General features: G+C 67.7%; 23 protein-coding genes. 4 read left to right on the plus strand and 19 right to left on the minus strand.

The genetic code is table 11. The annotated features are described in order from the left end of the window. Positions 1-20: 20 nt before the first annotated feature. From HV783_RS17920 to HV783_RS17985, 14 genes are all read right to left on the minus strand, one after another. Positions 21-617: a tail assembly protein gene (locus HV783_RS17920; protein WP_054500543.1), complete on the minus strand. Its 597-nt coding sequence runs from the start codon at positions 615-617 to the stop codon at positions 21-23. Further along, positions 614-829, minus strand: coding sequence for a hypothetical protein (locus HV783_RS17925; protein WP_175189599.1), 216 nt, complete (start codon positions 827-829; stop codon positions 614-616). Before HV783_RS17925 ends, HV783_RS17920 begins: the two co-directional genes overlap by 4 nt. Continuing rightward, on the minus strand, positions 810-1,181 hold the full coding sequence (locus HV783_RS17930; protein WP_175189600.1) for a hypothetical protein: 372 nt from the start codon (positions 1,179-1,181) through the stop codon (positions 810-812). The genes HV783_RS17925 and HV783_RS17930 overlap by 20 nt, the downstream gene beginning before the upstream one ends. Beyond that, positions 1,178-4,783, minus strand: coding sequence for a TipJ family phage tail tip protein (locus tag HV783_RS17935; RefSeq protein WP_254603939.1), 3,606 nt, complete (start codon positions 4,781-4,783; stop codon positions 1,178-1,180). Before HV783_RS17935 ends, HV783_RS17930 begins: the two co-directional genes overlap by 4 nt. Then, positions 4,780-5,385 (minus strand): tail assembly protein, encoded by a 606-nt coding sequence (locus tag HV783_RS17940; protein WP_175189601.1) that lies wholly within the window; start codon positions 5,383-5,385, stop codon positions 4,780-4,782. The genes HV783_RS17935 and HV783_RS17940 overlap by 4 nt, the downstream gene beginning before the upstream one ends. After that, positions 5,382-6,161 carry a C40 family peptidase gene (locus HV783_RS17945; RefSeq protein WP_064525016.1) on the minus strand — a complete coding sequence of 260 codons (780 nt, stop codon included), beginning with the start codon at positions 6,159-6,161 and terminating at the stop codon, positions 5,382-5,384. Before HV783_RS17945 ends, HV783_RS17940 begins: the two co-directional genes overlap by 4 nt. A gap of 2 nt (positions 6,162-6,163) precedes the next feature. Next, positions 6,164-6,892 (minus strand): phage minor tail protein L, encoded by a 729-nt coding sequence (locus HV783_RS17950; RefSeq protein WP_054500539.1) that lies wholly within the window; start codon positions 6,890-6,892, stop codon positions 6,164-6,166. A 2-nt stretch (positions 6,893-6,894) separates the two neighbouring features. Further along, entirely contained in the window at positions 6,895-9,537 is a 2,643-nt protein-coding gene (locus HV783_RS17955) for a pyocin knob domain-containing S74 family peptidase (RefSeq protein WP_175189602.1), read from the minus strand. Between the two features lie 4 nt (positions 9,538-9,541). Next, a complete protein-coding gene (locus tag HV783_RS17960; RefSeq protein WP_054501195.1) occupies positions 9,542-9,880 on the minus strand; it encodes a phage tail protein in 339 nt (112 codons plus the stop codon). A gap of 2 nt (positions 9,881-9,882) precedes the next feature. Then, positions 9,883-11,166, minus strand: a complete 1,284-nt coding sequence (locus tag HV783_RS17965; RefSeq protein WP_175189603.1) for a phage tail tape measure protein — start codon at positions 11,164-11,166, stop codon at positions 9,883-9,885. A gap of 57 nt (positions 11,167-11,223) precedes the next feature. Beyond that, a complete protein-coding gene (locus HV783_RS17970; protein WP_064525023.1) occupies positions 11,224-11,514 on the minus strand; it encodes a phage tail assembly protein T in 291 nt (96 codons plus the stop codon). After that, entirely contained in the window at positions 11,514-11,987 is a 474-nt protein-coding gene (locus HV783_RS17975; RefSeq protein WP_054500535.1) for a phage tail assembly chaperone, read from the minus strand. Before HV783_RS17975 ends, HV783_RS17970 begins: the two co-directional genes overlap by 1 nt. 5 nt (positions 11,988-11,992) lie before the next feature. Further along, the gene (locus HV783_RS17980; protein ID WP_049076510.1) at positions 11,993-12,460 is read right to left on the minus strand and encodes a phage tail tube protein; all 468 of its coding nucleotides are present in this window, start codon (positions 12,458-12,460) and stop codon (positions 11,993-11,995) included. 153 nt (positions 12,461-12,613) lie between these two features. Further along, positions 12,614-13,204, minus strand: a complete 591-nt coding sequence (locus HV783_RS17985) for a hypothetical protein (protein ID WP_231132937.1) — start codon at positions 13,202-13,204, stop codon at positions 12,614-12,616. Positions 13,205-13,477: 273 nt separating this feature from the next. Here HV783_RS17985 and HV783_RS17990 point away from each other — a divergent pair, with 273 nt between their 5' ends. Beyond that, the gene (locus HV783_RS17990) at positions 13,478-14,179 is read left to right on the plus strand and encodes an XRE family transcriptional regulator (protein ID WP_175189604.1); all 702 of its coding nucleotides are present in this window, start codon (positions 13,478-13,480) and stop codon (positions 14,177-14,179) included. An 84-nt stretch (positions 14,180-14,263) separates the two neighbouring features. Here HV783_RS17990 and HV783_RS17995 read toward each other — a convergent pair whose 3' ends face one another. From HV783_RS17995 to HV783_RS18005, 3 genes are all read right to left on the minus strand, one after another. Next, a complete protein-coding gene (locus tag HV783_RS17995) occupies positions 14,264-15,628 on the minus strand; it encodes a DUF1254 domain-containing protein (protein WP_254603941.1) in 1,365 nt (454 codons plus the stop codon). A gap of 241 nt (positions 15,629-15,869) precedes the next feature. Further along, the gene (locus HV783_RS18000) at positions 15,870-16,418 is read right to left on the minus strand and encodes an ureidoglycolate lyase (protein ID WP_054500532.1); all 549 of its coding nucleotides are present in this window, start codon (positions 16,416-16,418) and stop codon (positions 15,870-15,872) included. Next, positions 16,415-16,654 carry an Arm DNA-binding domain-containing protein gene (locus HV783_RS18005; RefSeq protein ID WP_054500531.1) on the minus strand — a complete coding sequence of 80 codons (240 nt, stop codon included), beginning with the start codon at positions 16,652-16,654 and terminating at the stop codon, positions 16,415-16,417. Before HV783_RS18005 ends, HV783_RS18000 begins: the two co-directional genes overlap by 4 nt. Positions 16,655-16,957: 303 nt before the next feature. Between HV783_RS18005 and HV783_RS18010 the strand changes: the two genes are divergently transcribed. Next, entirely contained in the window at positions 16,958-17,338 is a 381-nt protein-coding gene (locus tag HV783_RS18010) for a cupin domain-containing protein (protein ID WP_116791656.1), read from the plus strand. Between the two features lie 46 nt (positions 17,339-17,384). On the opposite strand, the gene HV783_RS18015 is transcribed toward HV783_RS18010, so the two are convergent. After that, positions 17,385-18,575: an MFS transporter gene (locus tag HV783_RS18015; protein ID WP_054500529.1), complete on the minus strand. Its 1,191-nt coding sequence runs from the start codon at positions 18,573-18,575 to the stop codon at positions 17,385-17,387. Between the two features lie 154 nt (positions 18,576-18,729). Continuing rightward, positions 18,730-20,136 carry a sensor histidine kinase gene (locus HV783_RS18020; RefSeq protein WP_175189606.1) on the minus strand — a complete coding sequence of 469 codons (1,407 nt, stop codon included), beginning with the start codon at positions 20,134-20,136 and terminating at the stop codon, positions 18,730-18,732. 66 nt (positions 20,137-20,202) lie between these two features. Between HV783_RS18020 and HV783_RS18025 the strand changes: the two genes are divergently transcribed. Both HV783_RS18025 and HV783_RS18030 read left to right on the plus strand, forming a co-directional pair. Continuing rightward, a complete protein-coding gene (locus HV783_RS18025) occupies positions 20,203-20,841 on the plus strand; it encodes a response regulator (protein ID WP_054501193.1) in 639 nt (212 codons plus the stop codon). A gap of 274 nt (positions 20,842-21,115) precedes the next feature. Next, the gene (locus tag HV783_RS18030; RefSeq protein WP_054500527.1) at positions 21,116-21,679 is read left to right on the plus strand and encodes an RNA polymerase sigma factor; all 564 of its coding nucleotides are present in this window, start codon (positions 21,116-21,118) and stop codon (positions 21,677-21,679) included. The last annotated feature ends 123 nt before the right edge of the window (positions 21,680-21,802 follow it).

Raw genomic sequence — 21,802 nt, forward strand, 5'->3', positions numbered from 1 at the left:
CCGGTATCCGCGAATCGCCGTCACACCTGGTCTTCGGAGTAGATGCCCGCCGAGATGGTGGCGCTGCCCACGAACATCTCGCCATACAGCACCGGCACGGGATTGCCCTGCGCCGTGGTGTTGACCGGGCCGTTGAAGTTGTACGACGCGCCGTTATTGGGCCCGTCCTTGACGCTCAGGGCGCGCTGCTGCGGCGTGAGCAACTGCACCACGCCGCCCAGCGTCATGGCCAGGCCCATGGTCATCAGCGAAGTGCTGGCGCCCGCCCACAACGCGACGTTGATGCCGGGGATGAAGGACGCGACGATCATCGCCACGCCCACCACCACCTGCATCAGGCCGCCACGCTTGGCGCCGGTGGGCATGGGCGCGATGCGGATGTCTTCACGGCCCGCCGGCCGCGCCAGTTCGCTTTCCTCCAGGTTGCGGCGGCCGAGGAAGCAGGCGTAGCGCACGCCCCGGGATTCGCTGTCGAGCAGGCGGGCCTCGAAGCCGGGCAGCAATACGCACAGTGCGCGTACCGCCTCGGCGGTGCTGGAGACGGCCAGCCGGTGCAGCCGGCCGAACTCCGCGCCCAGCCGGCCGTAGAGGCGGACGGTTGTGAGGGGTTGAGTCATGGCGTGTCCCCCTCTGCGTCGATGACCGGCTTCGGATAGCGTTGCTTGACGCCCTGGCATTGCGCCACCCATTGCGTCACCTCGGCGGGCAGCGCCTGGCCCGACGCCTGCAGGTGCGCGGCGAACTTCATGATGGCGTCGAGCTGGTCGCCGATGGCGGGATAGGTGCGGGCGCGCAGCGGCGCGTAGGGTTCATAGTGGCGGATTTTCAATTTCGAACTCCTTGTCCATTTGTGGCCAGGCTCGGACGGTGACGCGGTATCTGCCAGGCTGGTCAAACACCAACTCGACATGCGTTTCATCGCAGGGATATTCACCGTCATTGATAATGATCGAGCAGGGGACCGTCAGGCCGGAAAGGGTTCTTCCGTCCAGGGAGGCCCTACTCAATGGGCGCGGCATCACCCTTCCATTCTCGATGTACTGGGTTTGCGCATCGGCGGCGCCTTCGACACATCCAACGGCGCCATTCGACGCGAGCATGGTTTCCAAGAGGTCGTCCTGTTGCAACGAAAGTACGCTGAAAACGCGACCATTAACGTCATAAAGAGAATAAATACTCATCGCAACAACCCCATCAGTGCCATGCTCCCGGACGCACGTGCGCGACCGTCGAACGGTCTCGGGAAAGTGATAGTCATAGAATAGATTCCCGGATTCAGGACCTCACTCAGGTAAACGCCGTTGAAGTTACCGACGCCAAAATTCGTTGTCAGCGTCGGATCTGGGGGGGCAGATCCGCCCCAGCTTCCGCCATTGAAATCGTAGTTCTGCACCAGCATGAGACGGGCGGGAACGTTCAGGTTGATGGCCACCGACGCAGTATTGATATCCGACGTCCTGCCCCACTCCAGGTTGAACGAAACCGAGTTATTGATCACCACCGCGCCGCTGGCAATCCGCAACGTATCGACCTGTGCCACACCGATGTGTGCGGTCTTTATGTAGGCGGAGTCGAAATTCGCCAGCTTCGCGAACAAGGAGGCGCTTTCGATGCGATCCGCGATCATCAAACCCGTCTTGATCTTCCCGGCGTCCAGGCTCTGGATCATTGCGTTCGTGATCTTCGCGGTGCCGATCAAAGCCTCGTTGATGAATGTCTGCCCGTTCTCGATCACGAATGGCGTGGTCGTCGCGCCATTCGCCTGGTTCAACAGCGCCAACCGATCCGCGAGGAAATACACCGCTGTCTGCATGCTCCCGTCGGGCTGGGAATAGGCGCCTGCCGACATGCCGGCAGCGTAGATCTTGCCGTCCTTCGCAACCTGGGCTTTGATGCTCCAGGTGGCCTTGAGCTTGCCATCCACGTCCACCAGCGCATTGCGCGTCTCCTCGACACCCGCGGCCGCGCCGTTGGCGGTCGCCATCACCGTGTCGACGCGCGAGGACAACGCCCCATCGGCATCGGCCCGCTTGGTCTCCTCCGCCGTGATCGCTGCGCGGGTCTCGTCCAGGCCGGTGGTCAGGCCATCGATGGTGCCGGTCAGCTCCTGGGCCAGTTCGTCGCGGCTGATCTTGCCGTTCAGGTATTCCAGGATCTCGCTGGCTTCCCAACTGGACTCGCCCATCACGCCCTGGTCGCCCGGATACCAGGCGCCGATCTCGCCGTTCAGGGCAACGATTCGGCCCCAGAAGTAGAAGCGCTTGCCGGCCGCCAGCCCCATCAGGGTATGGGCGCTTTGCGGGAAGGCGAAGTCGCCCAGCTTGACGGCGCTGGCGCGGTCGTCGGACGCGCTGTACCAGATCTCGGTGCGCTGGGCGGTGAAACGCCCTTCCGGAAAGGCCCAGCTCAGGTCGATGCCGAATACCAGCGGTTTGGCGGCCAGCAGCGCCAACGCCGGCGGCGGCGCGATGTCGCCTTGCAGCATTGTCTCGGTGGAGTTGACCCACACCGACGAGATGTCCGACACGTTGATCGCCCGCACCCGCACCACGTAGGCGCCGGCGCGGATATCCGGCAATTCCAGCGTCAGCGCGCCGGTGCGGCCCGCTTCGACCCAGTCGGAATTGTCGCGCCGCCACTGCACCTGGTACGCCACGGCCGACGGCGCCGCGTCCCAGCTAATGACGCCGACGTGCCGCGCCAGGCCCTGGTCGATCACCGAGCGCGAGGCCAGGCGGATGTTCACAGGGGCCGGTTGCACCGACGGCGGCACGACGGTGATCGGCTTGGGATCGAGTCGCGTGCCGAAATCGACGTTGTCGAACTTGCCGGGTTCGTGCTGCACGGCGGCGATCTCGGCCACCAGGCCTTCCTTGCGCTTGACGCTCAACACGCGGAACGTCTGCGCCGACAGGGCCTCGGACTCCAGCGTCCACACGCACTCGGCCTGCGGCGCCTGCGAGAACGGCGTGGTGACCGTGATGTGCAGCACCGTGCCGGGCAGGCCGACCAGGTCGGCGGTCAGCTCGGTCGAGTCCACCGTGAAGACGGTGTTGTCCACGGTCAGGCCGGTGCCCACCGCGGTCGCCACCACGCGGGTCTCCGACAGGCCGTTGGGCAGGTTGACGGTCAGGCGGTCGCCCGGCCGCACGCCGAGTTCGGCGTCAACCGTGACCTGCGTCGCCGAGCCTTCGCGGATGCGGCCGCCGATGCGGCGGCCCGCCAGATGCTGGTCGGCCACGCGAATGACGCTGCCCGGCCGCACACGGCAGGCGTCCAGGCCCACCGAGAACGTGACCGAGCGCGTCTCCAGGTTGGAGGTCAGCAGCATCCACTTGCCGATCCGGTGCGCCTGGCCGCGCGAGGTGCAGCCGAACCCGGTCACTTCCACCTGCTGAATGCCGTAACGCGCAATGCCCTCGCGGTTCTCGACATACTCGACCTTCTGGCGGCCCATCTCGGACATGTCGTTCCAGGACACCAGCGCCACCGTATAGCGCGTGGTCAGCGCCGAGCCGACGTAGTTGAAGCGCCCATCGACCACGTTGGCCGACGAGAAGGTGTAGACCGGATCGCCCGGCATGTCGGCCGAGGCGAACACGGCGGCGTTGGCCCAATAGGCCATGCCGCGAAAGATCGAGGCGAAGTCCTGCACTACCCGGTAGGCATCGGCCGCTTGTTGCAGGTAGACGTTGCAGGTAAAGCGCGGCTCCTTGCCGCCGAAGCCGTCATCGACCATCTCGTCGCAGTAGCGGCCTATCTGGTACAGGCCCCACTTGTCGAGCCAGCCCGCCGGCACGCGCGTGCCCAGGCCGTAGCGGTCGTTGCTGATGAGGTCGTAGAACACCCACGCCGGATTGTTGGTCCAGGCCAGCTTGAAGGTGCCGTCCCACACGCCGTCATAGCGGCGCAGGTCCGGGTGATAGTTGGACGGCACCCGGATGATGCGGCCGCGCACGTGATACGCGCGGGTGGGAATGCTCTGGAACTGCGACGCGTCGATCTTGATGCCCACCAGCGCCGACATCGGATAGCGCAGCTTGGCGTCGACGATCTCGGTGACCGTGTCCACCACGGTGCGGTCCGAGATGGTGTTGCTGTTGGCGTTGGGCGTCACGCGGCGCACGCGCACGGTCCAGCCCTGGCGCGCGCGCGGCAGCTCGATGCGATGCGAGCGCGTATAGCGCTGGGTGGTCTTGCCGTCGAACGCGGTCGACAGCACCGTCTGGTAGCCGGCGCCGTCGGTGTTCAGCTCGATCACGTATTCGACGCGGTAGCCGTTGATGTCGCCGTTCTTGGTATCCGCGCGGCTCAGGCCTTCGACCGCCAGCGTGACGCGCACGGCCGAGGCCTGCAGGTTGGTGAACAGACGCGTCCACGGCTGGCTCGACTTGAGCTCGGCGTTGATGCCGATGGTGTTTTCCGACGCGGGAAAGCCGGGCAGCGGCTCCTGCAACTGCGTGCCGGTGCGAAAGTCGATCGACGCGCCGGTGAAGTTCAGCGAGCCGTCCTCGTTGGCCACGGGCGTGCCGTTCAGGTAGACATCGCGCAGCGCGTTGTCCATGCCGTGCACGGGGCCGTAGATCTCGCCTTCGCCCAGCAGGTCGATGACGCGCGCGTAGGCGGTGCTGTGCAGGCTGTCGGGCGATTCCACCGGCGTGCGGCCGCCGCCGCCGCCCTTGCCCTTGTGGCCGACAAGGCCCCGGCCCTCGGCCAGCGGCTTGCCGCCAAAAGAAAAGGCGCCCGCGGGCGCCCTGTTCCTGATGCGATGTCGTTGTTTCATACCTGGTCTTCCGAATAGATGCCTGCGGAGATCGTGGCGCTGCCGACGAACATTTCCCCGTACAACAGCGGCACGGGATTGCCCTGTGCCGTCGTGTTGACGGGTCCGTTGAAGTTGTAGGAGGCGCCGTTCTCCGGCCGATCCCTGGCGCTGAGCAGCCGCTGCTGCGGCGACAGCAGTTGCGCGACGCCGCCCAGCATCATCGACAGGCCCAGCGTGGCCGTGGCCTGAATCATGCCCCCCGCCGTGAACGCCGCCGTCAGGCCGCCGCTGTAGAACGCCGCCGCGGCGATCAACGCCGCCCCCAGCACCGTCTGGAACAGGCCGCCGTTCTTGGCGCCCGCCAGCACCGGCGCGATGCGGATGGCATCCGCGCCCACTGGATGCCCCAATTCGTCTTCCGACAGATTGCGGCGGCCGGCAAAGCAGGCAAAGCGCACGCCCCGTTGCTCGCTGTTCGCGAGCGCGCGTTCGAAGCCCGGCAACAGCGCGCACAGCGCCCGCACCGCCTCGGCCGGACTGGCCACGACCAGACGGTGCTCGCGGCCGAAGCGCGCGCCCAGCCAGCCGTAGAGTCGCACCACTCGTGTCCTGTCGTTCATGTCTTTTCTCCATGGCGCAGCACCACCCGGGTGGCTTCACGCCAGAATCCACCGTACACGACTCGCTCGGAGTCGCGCCCATACAGGTGATGCAGCATCGCGTCGGGCAGCGGAAACAGGTCCGGCGCTTCGCTCAACGGCTGCGCGCCGAGGAAGACGCCGGCATGGTTGGCGCGGTCCGAACGCACCTGCATCACCACCACGTCGCCCGGCGCCAGCGCTTCATGCGGCTGCAGCGGGCGAAAGCCCGCCTCGGCGTAGTGATCCATGTACAGATCGCCGGCGCGGCCAGGTTCCCACCAGCCATCCTCGCGCGGGAAGTCCGGCAGGGTGATGCCGCGTTCGCGCGCATACCAGTCGCGCACCAGCGAATAGCAATCGAGCACGCCGTGGGCGAACTGGCGCCCCAGCAGCGGCGCCTGGAAGCCCTCCGGCGTGAAGCCGCGGATCTCGCCGGCCTTGACCTTGCCGTCCAGATCCTTGGCCACGGCAACGATGTACCAGGGCAGGCCGGAGGCCTCGCAGGCCACCCGGTCGGCTTCGCTGGGCAGCGCCGCCGCATCCGGGTGCGAGTGCACCACGGCCGTGATCCGGCCGCTTTCCTCGGCCGCCGCGTAGTCCTGCGCCGACATGACGAAGTGCTCTTCGCTGGCGGCGGTATTGCGGCACGGCACATACCATTCGCGTCGGCCCGCCTTGACCACCAGCCCGCAGCATTCCTGCGGATACGTCGCCACGCCATGGGCGCGGATGGCCTGCATCGTGCGTTTGAGCATGGCTATCCCCTGACCAGGTCGGCGGACGGAAAGCCGCCGAAGTTGATGACTTCGTATTCGCCGAAGCGCTTCTTGCAGTCGGACATCAGGCCCGAACAGCGGTCCAGCGTCGGATCGCTGACCGGCTTGCCATCCAGGTCGAACATGCGGCTGCCGGTGTAACCGCAGTAGGGACCGCGATAACCGCCCTTGCGCAGCCACGAGCACACGCCGGCGATGATCGGCCGGTCGGGAAGCTTCTGGCCGTTGAAATCCAGCGCGCTGGACAGCGAGAATTCGACCACCTCGGCGGTTTCGGCGGTCTTTTGCTGCACCAGCCAGACTTCCTGCGGCAACTCTTCCTGCGGATCGGCGGTGGGATTGCCCTGCGGGAAATTGACCGCATCCAGATACTTCCCGAGCGTGCGACGCACCACCACGCGCGCGCCCACCAGGTCGTCCAGGTGGACGCAAAGCGCCGAGATCACGCCCACCACCGGCTTACCCTTGTCGTCCTGCCCAATGTTGCCCACGGACAGCGTCGGCGAGGGCTGCTGGCCCTCTCCCACCAGTTCGAACCCTTCGGCGCGGATGGCCCACGGATCGTACTGCTGCCCCTGCCACCAGATGGGTCCCACTTGCGTGTAGCCATGGAAACGCAGGACCTGGCCGCCGATGGCCGTCGCATCCAGCTCGAACAGCTCGACCAATGCGCCGACTTCCAGCTTTTGAACGTCTGAATAAATACCCATTGCTATTCCTCTTCAGCCTGCCGTGGCGGTTGTCCGGACTCGCCGTCCCCGCCACGCAGGCGCTCGACCTGCCTGGTCAGTTCCTCGATACGCCGGTGCATTTCCTGCATGGCGCAGACCATGCGCGCGACCAGCTTGGAGCTGTCGACGCCTTGCAGCTTCATGCGTGGCGCGGCGCCGTGGACATCGGTCATGACCGCGTCCTTTTCGCCCGACACGGCCAGCGGCGCCACTTCCTGCAGTTCATGCGCGATGAAGCCATCCTGCGCGCTGTCGTCCATCACCATCCGGAACGTGCGTGGTCGCATGCGCAGCACGGACCGCAAGGCCCAGGCGCCGTCCATATCCTCGATGTCGTACTTCACGCGGTAGTCCGACGTGGTGTTGTACGAGGTTGCCGCCGGCGAGGTCTGGATGGTGCCCACCAGCCCGCCTGCGGCGTTGGTGAATACGATGGGCGACGTGTTGTCCGCCTGCGGGCTATACAGCGTGCCGAAGCGGCTGCCGCCGCCTTCGAAGTTGATGGCCTGCCGCACCAGGTAATTGCGGCTGTATTCCGCGCCCAGGACCCAGGTGGCGGCGGTGTTGATGCGTCCGCAGTCATAGCCGATGACTTCGAATATCAGCGGCTGGTAGGCGCCCGTCCCGGTTCTGCCGCAGGTGATGTACGAGCCCGACGGAAAGCATTGCAAGGACAGCACGCTGGCGTTGGCGCCGCTGTCCTGCCACACGTTCACGCGGCTGCCCGCGGCGGCGGTGCCGGGTGCGACATTCAGGTTGCCCGTGCCCGACAGGCTCTGGAAAACCCCGCCCGCATTGGGACCAAAGCCCATCGCGCCGCGGACTTTCCAGGCGGCGGAATCAAACACCAGGTCCTGCGCCACGCTCGGATCGTATTTCGCGTAGGCCGTTCCATTCCAGCGGTGCCAGCCCGCGCCGTCGACGTAGATGTCGCCACAATCCGCGGTCGGCATCTGCAGCGCATTGCTCCAGCTACCCACGGCGCGCCACGGTTGCCAGCCGCCGTTGGTGGTGTTGCCGTGGCGCACATAGCGGCGCGGCTTCTGGCCGGTGAAGAGCACCGACACTTCCTGGCAAACGATCCCCGCCGACAACCAATAGACATTCATGTAGCCGGCATTGACGGCGGCGCTGGGCGGCCAGTTCGATCCGGCCGACATGGGCGTCGCCGCTCCCCAGGTGTAGAACGTGTTGTCCGAGACCAGCGTGTTGGCGTCCGTCGCGGCGGTCAGGTAGACATGCGTCATCGCCTGATCGGCGCGGGCCTGTTCGAACCACGGCCCCCAGGTGGCGACGCCCGCGCTCTGGAAACGGTTGCGGATGAACTTGCGCGGATTGGCCAGCGTATAGGTGGTGTACTCCTGGTACACCGCGTTGTTGCTGCCGGTACCGAATTTCACCGACAGCAGGCCGGCCAGCGGCGCGGGATAGTTCGCCCCGGCCGCCGCGGCCGCATTGGTGTTCTGGCTGTAGTCGCCCGGCGTAGCATAGGTATCCAAGTCATCCGCAGCGCCCAACGGCCGCGCGTTGACGCCCGGGATCTGCGCCTGCGGCACCTTGCCGGCAGCGTCCAGTGTGGCAATGCCGCCCGGCGCCGCCAGTTGCCCTGAATCGACGCTGGCCACCCAGGGCGACCAGGTTCCGGTGATCAGCGAACGGTTATATACCTTGTTGCCATTGCCGGCGTAATACACCTGGCACACCCCGGAGGTAACGCTGGCGCCGCCCTGGGGCGAGGCAGACATGACCAGCAGGTAGCCCGACTGTCCGACCGGGAAATTGCTGCCCCCGGCCGCGATCGCCGACGAGGCGACGGCCCACAGGCCCCGTTGCGTATAGCTGTTCAGATCCTGCGCGGCCGCCATCGATCCGGCATAGGACACCACGGTCGAGACGTCGGTCAGTTCCTTCCAGGCGGACCAGGCGGTCGCCGACACCCGCACGCGCCAGAAGCGCTGCATGGCGGCCGCGACATTGGTGCGGGTGGTGTAGACCTGCGCCACCGGCGTGCCGGTGGCCGTGACTTCAAGAAAGCCGACGTTGGCCACCGGATAATTGGCGCCCGCCGTGGCCCCGGCGATGGCGGACTGATAGAACGAACCCGGCGTGGCGTAGTCATTCAGATCGTGCGCGGTCGTCGGCAGGACGGCCGCAAACGCGCTCGGGATCTGCGCCACGGGCACCTTGCCATTCGCATCCAGCGTGGCCAGACCATTGGCGGCCCCTTTCTGCGACAGCGCCGGCAGCTCCTGCCAGGCGGCCCAGATGCCACCATAGAACGAACGCCAGAAACGACGCGAATAGGCGCCCGACCGGTACTGGGTGTATTCCTGGTATACGAACAGCCCGTCCGCGGAAGCCGCCACTTCCAGCAGGCCGGCGTTCGCGATCGGATAGTTGCTGCCCGTCAACGCGTTGGCGTTGGCGCCCTGGTGATAGCGTCCGGGGTTGGTCAGCGTGTTCAGGTCCACTGTCGCGCCAAGCGTCGACGCATTCCACAGGCCAGCCAGTCCGGACTGCACGTCGGCGAAGTTCGCGTTCACCTTCTGCATGGCCACGCGCAGCGGATCGCCCGCCTGGTCGTTGTCGGTCTTGCCGACATTGATCGCTTGTAGGGTTGCCATGGTGTCAGGGCCTGAAGACTTGTTGGAAGGTCACGGCCAGCGAGTACATCTCGCCGCCCATCGCGGTCAGGTCGTAATCCGTCGCGGTGTAGTAGCCCGGCTCGCCCAGCGGCGGTTGCCACTGGAAGGCCCGATACCCCTGGTGCCGGTCCAGGAATGCCACGATCGGCCCGACCTGCGCTCCCGAGCCGGAGAACTGCAGCGGCCACGAGGCCACTTTGTTGTTGATGCCGTCGGCCGCGGTCTGGCGGTAGCCATCGCCGAACTGCGCGCTCAGCACGCGAAACTTGGTCCGCCCTTGCGGATTGACGCGCGGCGACCAGGTGAAGGTTTCGATTGCCATGATCATGCCCCCGCTAAACGGTTGTTGTTGGCTTGCCAGGCCAGGCCGCCCTGGCGATACGATTGCGTCATGCGGCGGTCCACAAGCTGGGTGACGTATTCGCCGATCTGCTGGCCGAACTGCTGCCAGCCGCCCTCGCCCGATTCGCTCGAGGAACTGACGTTGCCGTCCTGCACGTAGACATTGACGGATACCCCGCCGGCGGTCTGGCCCGTGTCACCGCCCATATTCGGGAAGGCGGCACGGATGCCGAGCGAGCCGTCGGCGCCGCGATGCAGCGGCATGATGGCCTCGGGACCGGCTTCGCCCATGACGCCCATGGGGAAGGCGACGGGGCTGGCGGTCATACCGTTGGTGAAGGCGCCGCCTTTGGCGAACTGGACGGGAAACGCCTGGGCCACCGATGGCACGATGGCGCTGGCGGTACTTGCGCCACCCGAACCGAACAACCCAGCGATGAAGCCGCCCGCCTGGCCAATCCAGCCCCCCAGGCCGCCCGAACCCGACATGAATTCCTTGCCCAGCAACGTCTCCATGAGCTGGGCGGAGGCGGCCGACGTCACCATCTTGGCCACGTTGTCCAGGAACGACAGCCCCATCTTGTCGAATTTCTCGGAGACGAAGTCGTACATCTTGGTGCCCAGGATGTCCTGGATCTTGCCCGCACCGTTGCGCGCCGATTCGAGCAGCTTGTCGTTCACCTTCGCCATGAAGTCGCCGTCTTTCTCGACGAGCCCGAGATTGCGCCGTTCCTTGTCGTACTTGTCCTGGCTGAGCGTGCCATCTCGCAGCGCGTCGTCGAGCGCCCATTGCTTCTGAGTCCTCTCGCGTCTGGATTCCGCATCGGGATCCGCGAGATTCTCGATATAGGCGCGCATCTTCGTCTGGTCGCGCAGCCTGTCGAGATCCCACGCGGCGGTCGTCAGGCTGTACTTGTCGCTGGGACTCTCACCCGCGAACCGGCCGGCCTCGGTTTCGTACTCCATCTTCGCGGTTTCGGATGAACGGCCCAGCATCGCGCCGGCCTTCTTCATTTCCGCCAGCGCCTGCTCGACCGCCTCGGACCGGATCGCCTGGGCATGCTTGTTCAGCGCGTCCGTCGACTTTTTCTTGCCGTCGGTGCCCTTGTCGGTGGTGTCGTTGCTTTTCTGGCACACGGTCGCGGCCCGCGCAACGGCGCTCTCCCATGCCCGCCGGGCCGCCGCATTGCGATTGAGCTCGAGGGTGTTCTGTCTGAGCGCCCTGTTTTCCGCCTCGATATTCGCGGCGTTATTGTTGTTTGCCATGGTCCTATACCTCACATAGATCCGCCTCCGGCCCGCTTGCGCGGGCCGGACACGTCGTCAAGACCCCTTCTTGACCTTCGACATCAGGAACGCCTTCAACGCGTCCGCCCCCGCTTCGGCGGGAGGTTCCTCGTCTTGCGCGCCCCAGCGCACCAGCATGTCGGCGGCGCGCACCTTGCCCCCCGCCGCGCGCGCCACCGTGGCGGCCAGGCTGGCCGTGAGCACGTCGGCCCGGTCGTCGCCCAACGGAGACGTGCGGTCCCACTCGCGCCACAGCGACACTTCATGGGTGTCGATGGTGTCCATCAACTCGCCCAGCGTGCGTCCCAGTCGAAGTGCCAGGACCATCAGGAAACGGAGGTCTGGCGTTTCCTGGAGGGCTTTTTTGCGCGCTCCTGCGCCCCCTCCCCGAGGTTGCCCAGCTCGATCGCCTTGGCCACCAGCGTGGCGTGCGCCAGCCCGTAGGCCGCGGCCACGACGTCAACGTCTTCGTCGTCGAAGACGCGGCGCGGCCCCTGCTCGGTCTGCTCGAACAGCGTGCGCACCAGCAGGCTGGCCGAGGCGCGGGTGTAGTCCACGCCCGGCGCGTCCAGCTTGGCGCGCACCACCTCGTTGTCCTCGCCCGGCACCACGCCCGCGGCCGCCCAGATCGCGCGGATATGGAACAGGTGATCGCCGGCGCTGGGCGCGCGCACGATGACGCGGGCGTCCTGCCATTGCGGCACGGTCAGGGTTTCGTGGGCGAAGCCGGCCAGCGGATCGACCGCCAGGCCGCGCAGGCCAGCCGCGCGCGCGGAGGATTTGATCGACGTGTCCGTCATGGCGTTCAGCCCCCGTTGGCGGGCGCATCGGTCAGCTTGACGGCGCCGGTGACACGCACGTTGAACGTGGCGGACACGACGTTGTCCAACTGGCCTTGCCACTGGTATTGCGTCACCAGGCCGAGGAACTCGAACTTGGCGCCGTCGGCGAAGGTCACGCGGAAGGCGCGGGTCTTCTTGTCGCTGCGTGCGGCCACCAGCGCCTTCTGGGCGGGATCGCCAGCCTTCCAGTTGCCGGCCATGCTGAAGGTGCCGCTGTCGTCCAGGCCCAGGGCGTATTCCTTGGCGGTGGACTTGAGCACGGTGACGTCGATCTCGGTGGTCTGGCCGCCCTGGAAGTTCGGGTCCTTGATGGTGATGGCCAGATCGGCATACGTCAGGCCGGCGGCGCCCAGGTCTTCGGTAGCCGTGGTCGACACTTCCAGTTGGGTGCCCTGCGTTTGAACGAATTGCGAAACGGTAGTACCTGCCATTGCAGACTCCAAAAAAAAAAGCCCGCCAGAGGCGGGCAATAGTGGCGTTTCCGGGAATCCGGAGCGGCCATGAAAAAGCCCCGCGGCGATTGCCGAGGGGCTTGGTCGATACGTTCAGATTTTCTTCGGGCGCAACTTGGCCCGACGACTCAATTATGCGGACGTGGTCCGCGCACCGCAAGCCTTTGCGCGATCGGCGTGTCGCACCTGCGGCGCCGTCACTAGCCCGCGCCGGCGCAACGCCGGCAGCAACGCGACCTTGGCTTCCTGATAGGCGGCGTGCTGCTGCTCGGGCGTCAGGCGCGGATTGCTGAAGACGCGGGCGCCGGCCGCGCGGTTGCCGGCGTGCACGCCGATGGCCGAGCGCTGCTGCCACGGCAGCTCGTCGATACACAACTCCGTCTGCTCGCCGCGCGCGGCGGCCAGGCGGGCGTCGACGTCCTCGTCGTCATAGGCCTCGTCGGCCGTCATGCCGCGCGCGAATGCCGATACCCGGCCCACGCCCAGCTTGGGCCGGTAGCCGCGGCTCCATTGGTACCACTCCATGATCAGCGCTTCGACCTGATCCGATTCTTCCCGCGTCATGTTCTGCCCCTTCAGATTCTGGCCCTGCGCCGCTTGCGACCGGCCGGCCCGCTCCGCCGGCCGCGGCGCAAAGGAGCGCGCGATGGCGGCGCCCGCCTGCGATGCCGCCGCGACCCAGCCCTGCGGGGCCTGCAATGCCATGTTTCCTGCCTGATTCATTCGCCGCTCCTTGCCGTTGAGTTCGATGCCGGCGTCCGTCGCTGGCGGACCCTGCCGGGTTGGCGCCACCCGGGCGCCGGGGTTGCGGACCGCCGCTGCGGGGGTCCGTATGGATGAGGAAGAGAAGCCCTTCGGTAGCGATACGCTACCCACGCTTCCGTCTGATAACAGCACACATTTTGGGTGATCCATGACTGGAATTCTACAAGTGTATAATCTCGATTTCAACACTTGTTGTTGCACAATTTTCCACAACTGTTTAGCGTCGACACCATGGCTCTCGGAAAACAAATCAGGCGCTATCGCGCCGCTCTCGGTCTCACCCTGGAACAGCTCGAAGCGCGCACCGGCGTGGGCGTGGGCACCATCGCCGCGCTCGAGGGGCGCGACAGCGAACGCTCGAAGTACGCGGCCCGCCTGGCGGCGGGCTTGGGGCTGTCACTCGAGCAACTGCTGGACGAGTCGGCGCAGTATCCGCCGGACATCGTGCTGGCCGATGCCGGCGGCGGCGATGCGCCGCCCGTGGATGTCGGCGCGAGCGACGATCTGCGCATCCCGCGCTTCGATACCGGCGGCGCCATGGGCGCGGGCGTGGAGCTGCGCGACCAGCCCGGCGTGATCCAGAGCCTGCGCGTCAGCCAGGAATGGCTGCACAAGAACCTGCGCCACTACACCGCGGCCGCCAACCTGTGCGTGGTGACGGGTTTCGGCGACAGCATGCGGCCCATGTACAACCCGGGCGATCCGCTGCTGGTGGACCTGGGCGTGGTCAAGGCGGACGTTGACGGCGTGTTCTTCTTTCGCGTCGGCAACGAGGGCTTCATCAAGCGCCTGCAGCGCATTCCCAGCGCCAACGGCCTGCTGATCCGCGCCAAGTCCGAGAACACCAAGTACGACGCCTGGGACATCACCGAAGACATGGACCTGCAGATTTTCGGACGCGTGTTGAAGGTGTGGCGCAGCGAGGATCTCTGACGCCGCCCGGCGGCGTCAAGCCGGCGGGCGGCGCGCGGCGGCAAGATGGAAGCGGCCGCGCACGCCACCGCCCGGGCGTGTGCGCTACAGTCCGGCGCGCCGCGGTTGCGGCGATTGCCAGCTTCCGTCCAGCAAGGCCGGTTTGGGCCAGTAGTAACGCAGCGTGATCGTGAAAGGCCCCGCCGGCGCAGACAGCCAGTTGGCCTCGCTGCCCTTGCCGGGCGACTGAGGCTGGATGTGCAGCGTCAGCCCGCCGTCGCGATCACGCTTGAGCGCGGGCAGCATCGCCGAATCGACCCGCGTGCGCCGGGCGGTGTGAGGCGCCTGCGCGGCCCCGGCCGTGCGCTGCAGCGTCACCGACCAGAACGCGTTGACCGGCGGCAAGGCGCGCGGCGCGAACCGCAGCACATACGGCTGGGCGCCATCCAGCGGCTGGCCCGTGGCGTCGGTGGCCAGCACCGCCGTGATCGATTCTTCGCGGCTGTCCGTGCCCAGGCCGACCTGCGCGCCGGTGGCGCGCGCCAGATAGTCGTTGCCCAGCGTGCGGCGGTCGCCGAACAGCGTATCAGCCTTGCCGTCCAGCGCCAGGCGGCGCTTGTCGATCTCGTTCTGGCCATCGTGCATGCCTTCCTGCATGACCTGGCGCAGGCGCGGATTGCTGCCGTCCGTGACCGCCGGCGCGCCCGGCCGGATGCGCATGCTGTCGAGCCGCTTGCGCAGCGACTTCTCGCTGTGCGCCACCGGCGCGAACTGCAGCAGGAATCCCAGCTCGTTGTAGAACTCGAGCGAGGTACGCATCTGCGCTGGCGCTTCAGGCGCCAGCCAGTCGACCGCGGCCGCCGTGGGCGGCGCCTTCTTCAGATAGGCCGAGAGCGGCTGGATGCGGTAGCCGGCCTCGATGCGCCTGACGCTGGCCTGGTCCGCGGACGAAAAACGCTGGATGCGTCCCGAAAGGCTCACCAGCTCGGTCTCGGCGCGCAGCACCGCGGCCATCCCCTTGGGCGCGGCGCCGCTCCAGCGTGGCCCCGCCACCAGATACCTGCCGCCGCCATTGCCCGTCGCGCGGCTGCCGATGTAGGCGAAGTTGAAGCCATACAGGTCGGTCAACCGCAACGCGTGGTAGCGCCTCGCTTCCATCGGCGGCACGCTGATGACGACGGGCTCGGCGCGCAGATCCAGCACGGCCGAAAACTGCGGCGTGTCATCCGGCGACGGCTCGGCGCGCACAAGTGTGTTGAACGGCCCCCGGTAGCGGGGATTGCCCCGATCGATGCTGGCGGCATGCATGGCCTGATAGCTGGCCACCATGGGATAGCCGTAGACATAGGCTTCCTTGGCGATGCGGCGCGCCTCGGGCGCCGACACCCCGTCGATGCCAACGTACTGCGCCCCCGTCGCCGCGTCGGGCGAGGTGAAACTGCAGCCGGCCGCGACGATGCACAACATCATGACAAACAGGCCGCGAACAGAGCGGCTCGATCCAACGCCTGCGGGGCGTATGCGCATTCCATGCTCCAACACGGGAAGTGGTTGGCAACGCCCGGATGGCGGCAGCGTCGCGACCGAAAAAACAGTCGCGCAAATTCTGGCACATTTCGCCACGCTCGGGATAGCGCGCGCCGATGACGGCACGACTTTGCGCACCCCGCGCAGGCGCGGGGCGCTTGGCTCGCAACGCGAATTCGGTGAATCAGTCCGGCAAACGCAGGGCTTCCAACTGCCGCGGCGGAATCGGCGTGATCGCGCTTTCGGTGGCGGAGGCGTCGGTGGTCAGGTGCTGGATCAGGTCGAGCGTGGTCGAGCGGCGGGTCAGCATCAGGCAGGTGACTTCCGCGTCGGCCACGCGCGTGGCGTGCCAACAGCCGGGACGCATGCAGACGCCCTGCCCGGGATCGACGCGGAATGCCGCCAGCGTGTCCAGGTCGGGGCTGCCGTCGGCCGCGCTGCGGGCCACCACCTGGACAATGGCGCCGGTCAACGGCACGATCGCCTGCTGCGTCAGCAGGTGCTTTTCCAGGCTGGCGACATCGGGCGAAGCGCTGCGGTAGTTCACCCACAGCACCTCCGCGTCGCCGCCGGCCCCGGTATTGAAGACGTGCTCCTGCCAGAAGTCGGTGGCGTCGTTGCTGAACAGCGGCACGCCATTGCCCTGCGGGATCGGCTTGCCAAGCATCCAGCCATAGGATGCGAAGGCTTCGGCGGTCAGATCGTAGATGGGCAATGCGGCAACGCGGGTCATGGCTCGTCCTTGGCGGAAGGGGCAGGGGTGGTGCGCTTGGGAAATTCGGCGGCGTAGTCGAAATCGCCGCGCGCGATCGCCGCCAGGATGGCGGTGCGCCGTTCGGCGGCGCGCTTGAGGTTGGCGGCGGTCGGCTTGACGCGGATGCGCTCCACGCAATGGCGGCCCTGGTAGAAGAAACCGATCTCGATGGACGATTCGGATGCCGGCCGGACGCCGTCGAATCCCTTGCTCATGCCGACACCTACGCCGGATGCGAGCCGGCGCCCCCTGGAAAGACCCGGATTATCGCAGTTTTTCGAGTATTCCAGCCGCGTCGCCGCCCTTGTCGTGCACGGCCTGGCCGGTCGGCGCACCAGACCGCGCTGCGCGGCATCGGGTAGCGCGGGCGCTCGTCGGGCTGCAGGATCAGGATGCGCGGGTCGATGGTGCCGCGATCGGTGGTGCGCTGGCGCATATGGGCCACGTCCGCCGCGCCTTCCGTGGAGGCGGCCTTCGGCGCTGTTATAACGCCTATTGCCCTCACTCTGGAGACCGCCATGCCCACCGACCTGTCGTCGCAGTACGTCTTCCTGGACGCCGCCGGCCACGCCACCGCGCTGGCGGGCGGCGACGCCTTCTGGTCGCAACCGAAGGAGGACCTGGCGCGCTACGGCCGCGGCTGGCTGGTGTCCGAATACGCCTGCGCCCGCGACTGGCCGCAATGGGAGATGCATCCACAAGCCGACGAGATCGTGCGCCTGATGGCCGGCGCGGCCGATCTGCACCTGGAGGGCCCCGCCGGCGCGCAGGTCGTCCGGCTGCGGGCAGGCGATGCCTATGTGGTGCCGCGCGGCGCCTGGCATACGCTCAAGGTGGTGGAGTCCTGTCGCATCCTGCACATCACCATGGGCGCGGGCACGCAGCACCGGCCGGTCTGAAGCCCGCGCGGCCGCGTAGCGCCCCCGGGCGGCGTCCCGGCGCGGATCAGCCCGCCGCGACGGCGGCGCGGATGCGCGGTAGCTCGCGGTCGTCGATCGGCCAGTGCAGCGCCGCCGACAGCACGCCCAGCGCCATCGCGCCGATCCAGATCAGGTCGTACGAATGCGTCGCCTCGTACACCACCCCGCCCAGCCAGACGCCGAGGAACGAACCCACCTGGTGGCCGAAGAAGACGAAGCCGAACAGCGTGGTGATGTATCGCACGCCGAACACCTGCGAGATCAGGCCGTTGGTCAGCGGCACCGTGCCCAGCCAGACGAAGCCCATGACCGCGGCGAACACGTACACCGACGCGGGCGACAGCGGCAGCAGGAAGAACAGCGCCATCGCGGCGGTGCGCAACAGGTAGATGCCGGCCAGCAGATACTTGCGGCGATGGTGCGCGCCCAGGATGCCGCAGACATAGGTGCCGGCGACATTGGCGAGCGCGATGATGGCCAGCGCCGCGACGGCGTCCGCCGCCCGCAGGCCCTTGTCCATCAGGTAGGCCGGCAGGTGCGTGCCGATGAAGGCGAGCTGGAAGCCGCAGGCCAGGAAGCCCAGGTTCAGCAGCCAGAAGCCGGGCTGCGTGAAGGCCTCGCGGATCGCCGCGCCCAATGGCTGCTCCGGCGCCGCCGCGGCGCCAGCAACCCGCCGCGACGTCTCTTTCAATGGCCAGGCCAGCGGCATCACCACCGCCAGCACCGCCGCGAAGATCATCAGCGCGCCGACCCAGCCCGTGCCGCCGATCAGCCACTGCGCCGCCGGCACCATGGTGAACTGCCCCAGCCCGCCGACCGCCCCGGCCACGCCCAGGGCCCAGCCGCGCCGCTCGGGCGGCACCAGGCGGCTGAGCGCGCCATAGATGACGGCGAACGCCGTGCCGGAAAGCGCGACGCCGATGCAGATGCCGGCGGTCCACATGAAGGCGGCGGGCGTAGCGGCGTGCGCCATGCCGGCCAGCCCCACCGCGTAGAACACGAGTCCACCCAGGATCACCTTGGCCGAACCGAAACGGTCGGCGATCATGCCGGTGAACGGCTGCACCACGCCCCAGGTCAGGTTCTGCACCGCCAGCGCCATGGCGAAGGTTTCGCGTGACCAGCCCCTGTCCATGGTGACCGGCAGCAGGAACAGGCCCTGCACGTGGCGCACGCCCAGCGCCAGGCCCATGACGATGCCGCCCGCCAGCACCATGAGCCAGAGGTTGCGGGGCGCGGCGGCGCGAGCAGGCGGGGAGGCGACGGACGATGCGGCGACGGACATGGCGAACCTCGGGCGTGGGACGTCGATCCCGTGCGGATGGATGGATGACGCTATTACAGGGGCGCCGGGGCCGCGCTTCAACTGATTATTTTTCGTCGGCTGCATGCGCGCCGGGAATGCCAAGCGGCAGCCACAGCGAGAACACTGACCCCTTGCCGGTCACCGAGCGCAGCGAGATGTCGCCATGCAGCAGGTCCGCCAAGCGGCGCACAATGGCCAACCCCAGGCCGAGCCCCTCGTCCCCCCGAGACGCCGCCGGCGCGCCGGCGCCGCGCGTGAACTCGGTGAAAACGGCTTCCCGCAGTTCAGGCGCGATGCCCACGCCGGTATCCCAGACCTGGAGCAACACCCCGCCCCGCCGCCTGCGCGCCGACAACAGCACCCAGCCCGCAGGCGTGTACGACAAGGCGTTGCCCAGCAGATTGTCGAGGATGCGGCGCAGCAATGCCGGATCGGTCTCCAGCGTCAGCGAGGTCGGCGCCACCACCAGGCGCAGGCCCCGGGCCCGCGCCTGCGGCTCATAGTCCAGCCGGACGTCGTCGAACAGGGCGTCGAGCGCGACGACGCGGCGCTCGGTGCGAACCAGGTGCGCATCCAGGCGCGACACATCCAGCAGGCCGTCCAGCAGGCGGTTCAGCCCGTCCAGCACGCCCTGCTGGCGCCGCGCCACATGCAACGCATCCTGCGGCGTGACGCTACCCTGCTCCGCACGGCTGGCCAGGATGTCGGTGAACATGCCGAGCGCGTGCACCGGCTGGCGCAGGTCGTGCCCGGCGGCGGCCAGGAAGCGCGTCTTGGCGCGGTCGGCCGCGGCCACGCGGTCGCGTTCGTGTTCCAGGCTGCGGATCAAGGCGCTGTTCTCGAAGCGCAGCGCCACGGTGGTCCTGAGGCTGCGATAAGTGACCGCGCTGAAATACAGGTTCACCGCCAGCAGGCAGACGCCGAAGGCCGCGTACACCAGGTGCAGCCCGTCAGCCGAGACCAGGCAGGCGGCGATGAACGGCGCCACCATGCCCAGCGCCGACCCAACATAGGCGGGCGGACAGGCCGACAGCGACGGCACCGCGCCACTGCACATGCCGGCCAGCATCACGCAGCCGAACGCCAGCAGCAGGTCCTGTCCCGACATCACCGCCAGCAGCCCCGCCAGTCCCCACAGCAGGCCCGAGGTCCACGACAGCAGGCAGAAGCCGCGCACCCAGGGCCGCACGGGCCCGGCCGCGCGCCGCACGAACCGGCGGCAGACGACCACGCGCGCCAGCGTCAGCAGATACACGGCGCCGAGCCAAGCCGCCAGCACCCCGGCGGGCGCGGCGTCGCGCATGACGTACAGCACCGGCAGCGCGACGGCGAAATTGGCGAACAGGACGCCATAGGATTGCTTGTAGAGCAGCGTGGCCAACTCGGTCGCGACGGCGTCGGCGACGGGGGCCGCGTGCGTCGCGGAGGCGTCCGGCGGTTGGGGCGGGGATAGCGCGGCAGGGGCGGTCATGCGCCTGGATCGGTCCCTATAATGGTGCATCATTCTGACACAAGCCGCGGCCCCCTCACCGCCTTCATGACTCCGACCTCCCCGCCTCCCCTGCTGCGCGTCCTGCTGGCCGATGACCATGGCATCGTGCGCGAGGGCCTGAAAATGGTGCTGAGCCAGGCGGGCGCGATGATCGGTTCGATCGACGAAGCGGCCACCGGCGAGCAGGTGCTGGCGCTGCTGGCCGCGCACGGCGCCGACGTGCTGGTGCTGGACCTGGGCATGCCCGGTGTGGCTGGGTCGGGCTGGGTGCGCGCGCTGCGCGTGCGCCATCCCGCCCTGCACATCATGGTGCTGACCGCCAATACCGACGCCCGCAGCCGCCAGGCGATCCTGGAGGCCGGCGCCGACGAATACCTGGCCAAGACCGGCAACTCGCGCGAACTGATGGCGGCGATCCAGCGCCTGCATGACGGCCGGGCCGGACGCCCGGCCCAGCCGCGGTCCACGCACGCGCCGGCGCCGGCCGAAACCCTGACGCGGCGCGAGCAGCAGGTGCTGGCGCTGGCTGCGCAGGGCGCCACCGCCGCGCAGATCGGCGAGGCCCTGCACATCAGCCCGCTGACCGCGCGCAAGCATCGCGAGAACCTGATGCGCAAGCTCGCGCTGCACAGCACTGCCGAGCTGGTCGCCTACGCGGTGCGCCTGGGCCTGCCCTGCGCCTGATCCGCCCGGCGCCTGCCTGAGCGCGGCCTCGCCGCGCTCGCCAAAATACGGCACGCGCCGTATTTGCTACCGAATCTTCCAAACGTAGACTGGTTTCGCAGCATCCGCTTTCTCTTTCCGACAGGGCCATGGGAGATCGCGGGGCTGCACCGCACTCCTCCACGCCACTTTCCGCGCGGACCCGCCCGGGCCGCGCAGGACAGGTGCGCGCCCGCGCCAGGCGCCCGCCGCGGCGCTGCGGGCGCTCCCGTCCACGACCCGCTGCGCCGCCACCATGCCCCCTGCTTCCTGTCCGTCCGCCGTCATCCCGTCCTCGCCGCACGCCGATCCGGTCAGCCAGTTGGTGCGGGACGAGTCCGAACGCCTGCGCCGCTTCGTGCTGCGCCAGGTGGGCAACAGTTCCGACGCGGAGGAAATCACGCAGCAGGCCTTCGTCGAAATGACATCGTGCTACGACCGCTTCCGAGGCGAGAGCAAGCCGTCGACCTGGCTGTTCGGCATTGCTCGCAACCTCATCCGCAACCACCTGTCGCGCGCCCCCGAACGGCGCTATGCGTTCGTGAGCGAGGACGCCCTGGCCGAGGAACACGATCGCCGCTCGGACCCCGCCGCCCGCACCGAACTGCTGCAGACGCTGCGCATCATGGACCGGTCCTTGGCCGCCCTGCCGCCCGACCTGGGCGACGTGGTGATGCTGATCTGCGCCGACGGCATGTCGTACGAGGAAGCGGCGACGCAACTGGATCTGCCGATCGGTACGGTGCGCAGCCGCCTGTCGCGCGCGCGGTCGCTGCTGCGCTCGCGCATGCGCCAGCAAGGCGCCTGGCTCGACAACTGAAGCGTTTGCGGACGCGTTGTTAACGGTTCGTTTTCTATAGTTACATTTGCCGCTTCTTTACCTGCTACTGCTGGTTACAGTGCTGCCTTCGTTCCTCTTTGGCAGGCATCACCACCATGCGGC

The organism is Achromobacter dolens (assembly GCF_902859745.1).
Lineage (GTDB): Bacteria > Pseudomonadota > Gammaproteobacteria > Burkholderiales > Burkholderiaceae_B > Achromobacter > Achromobacter dolens.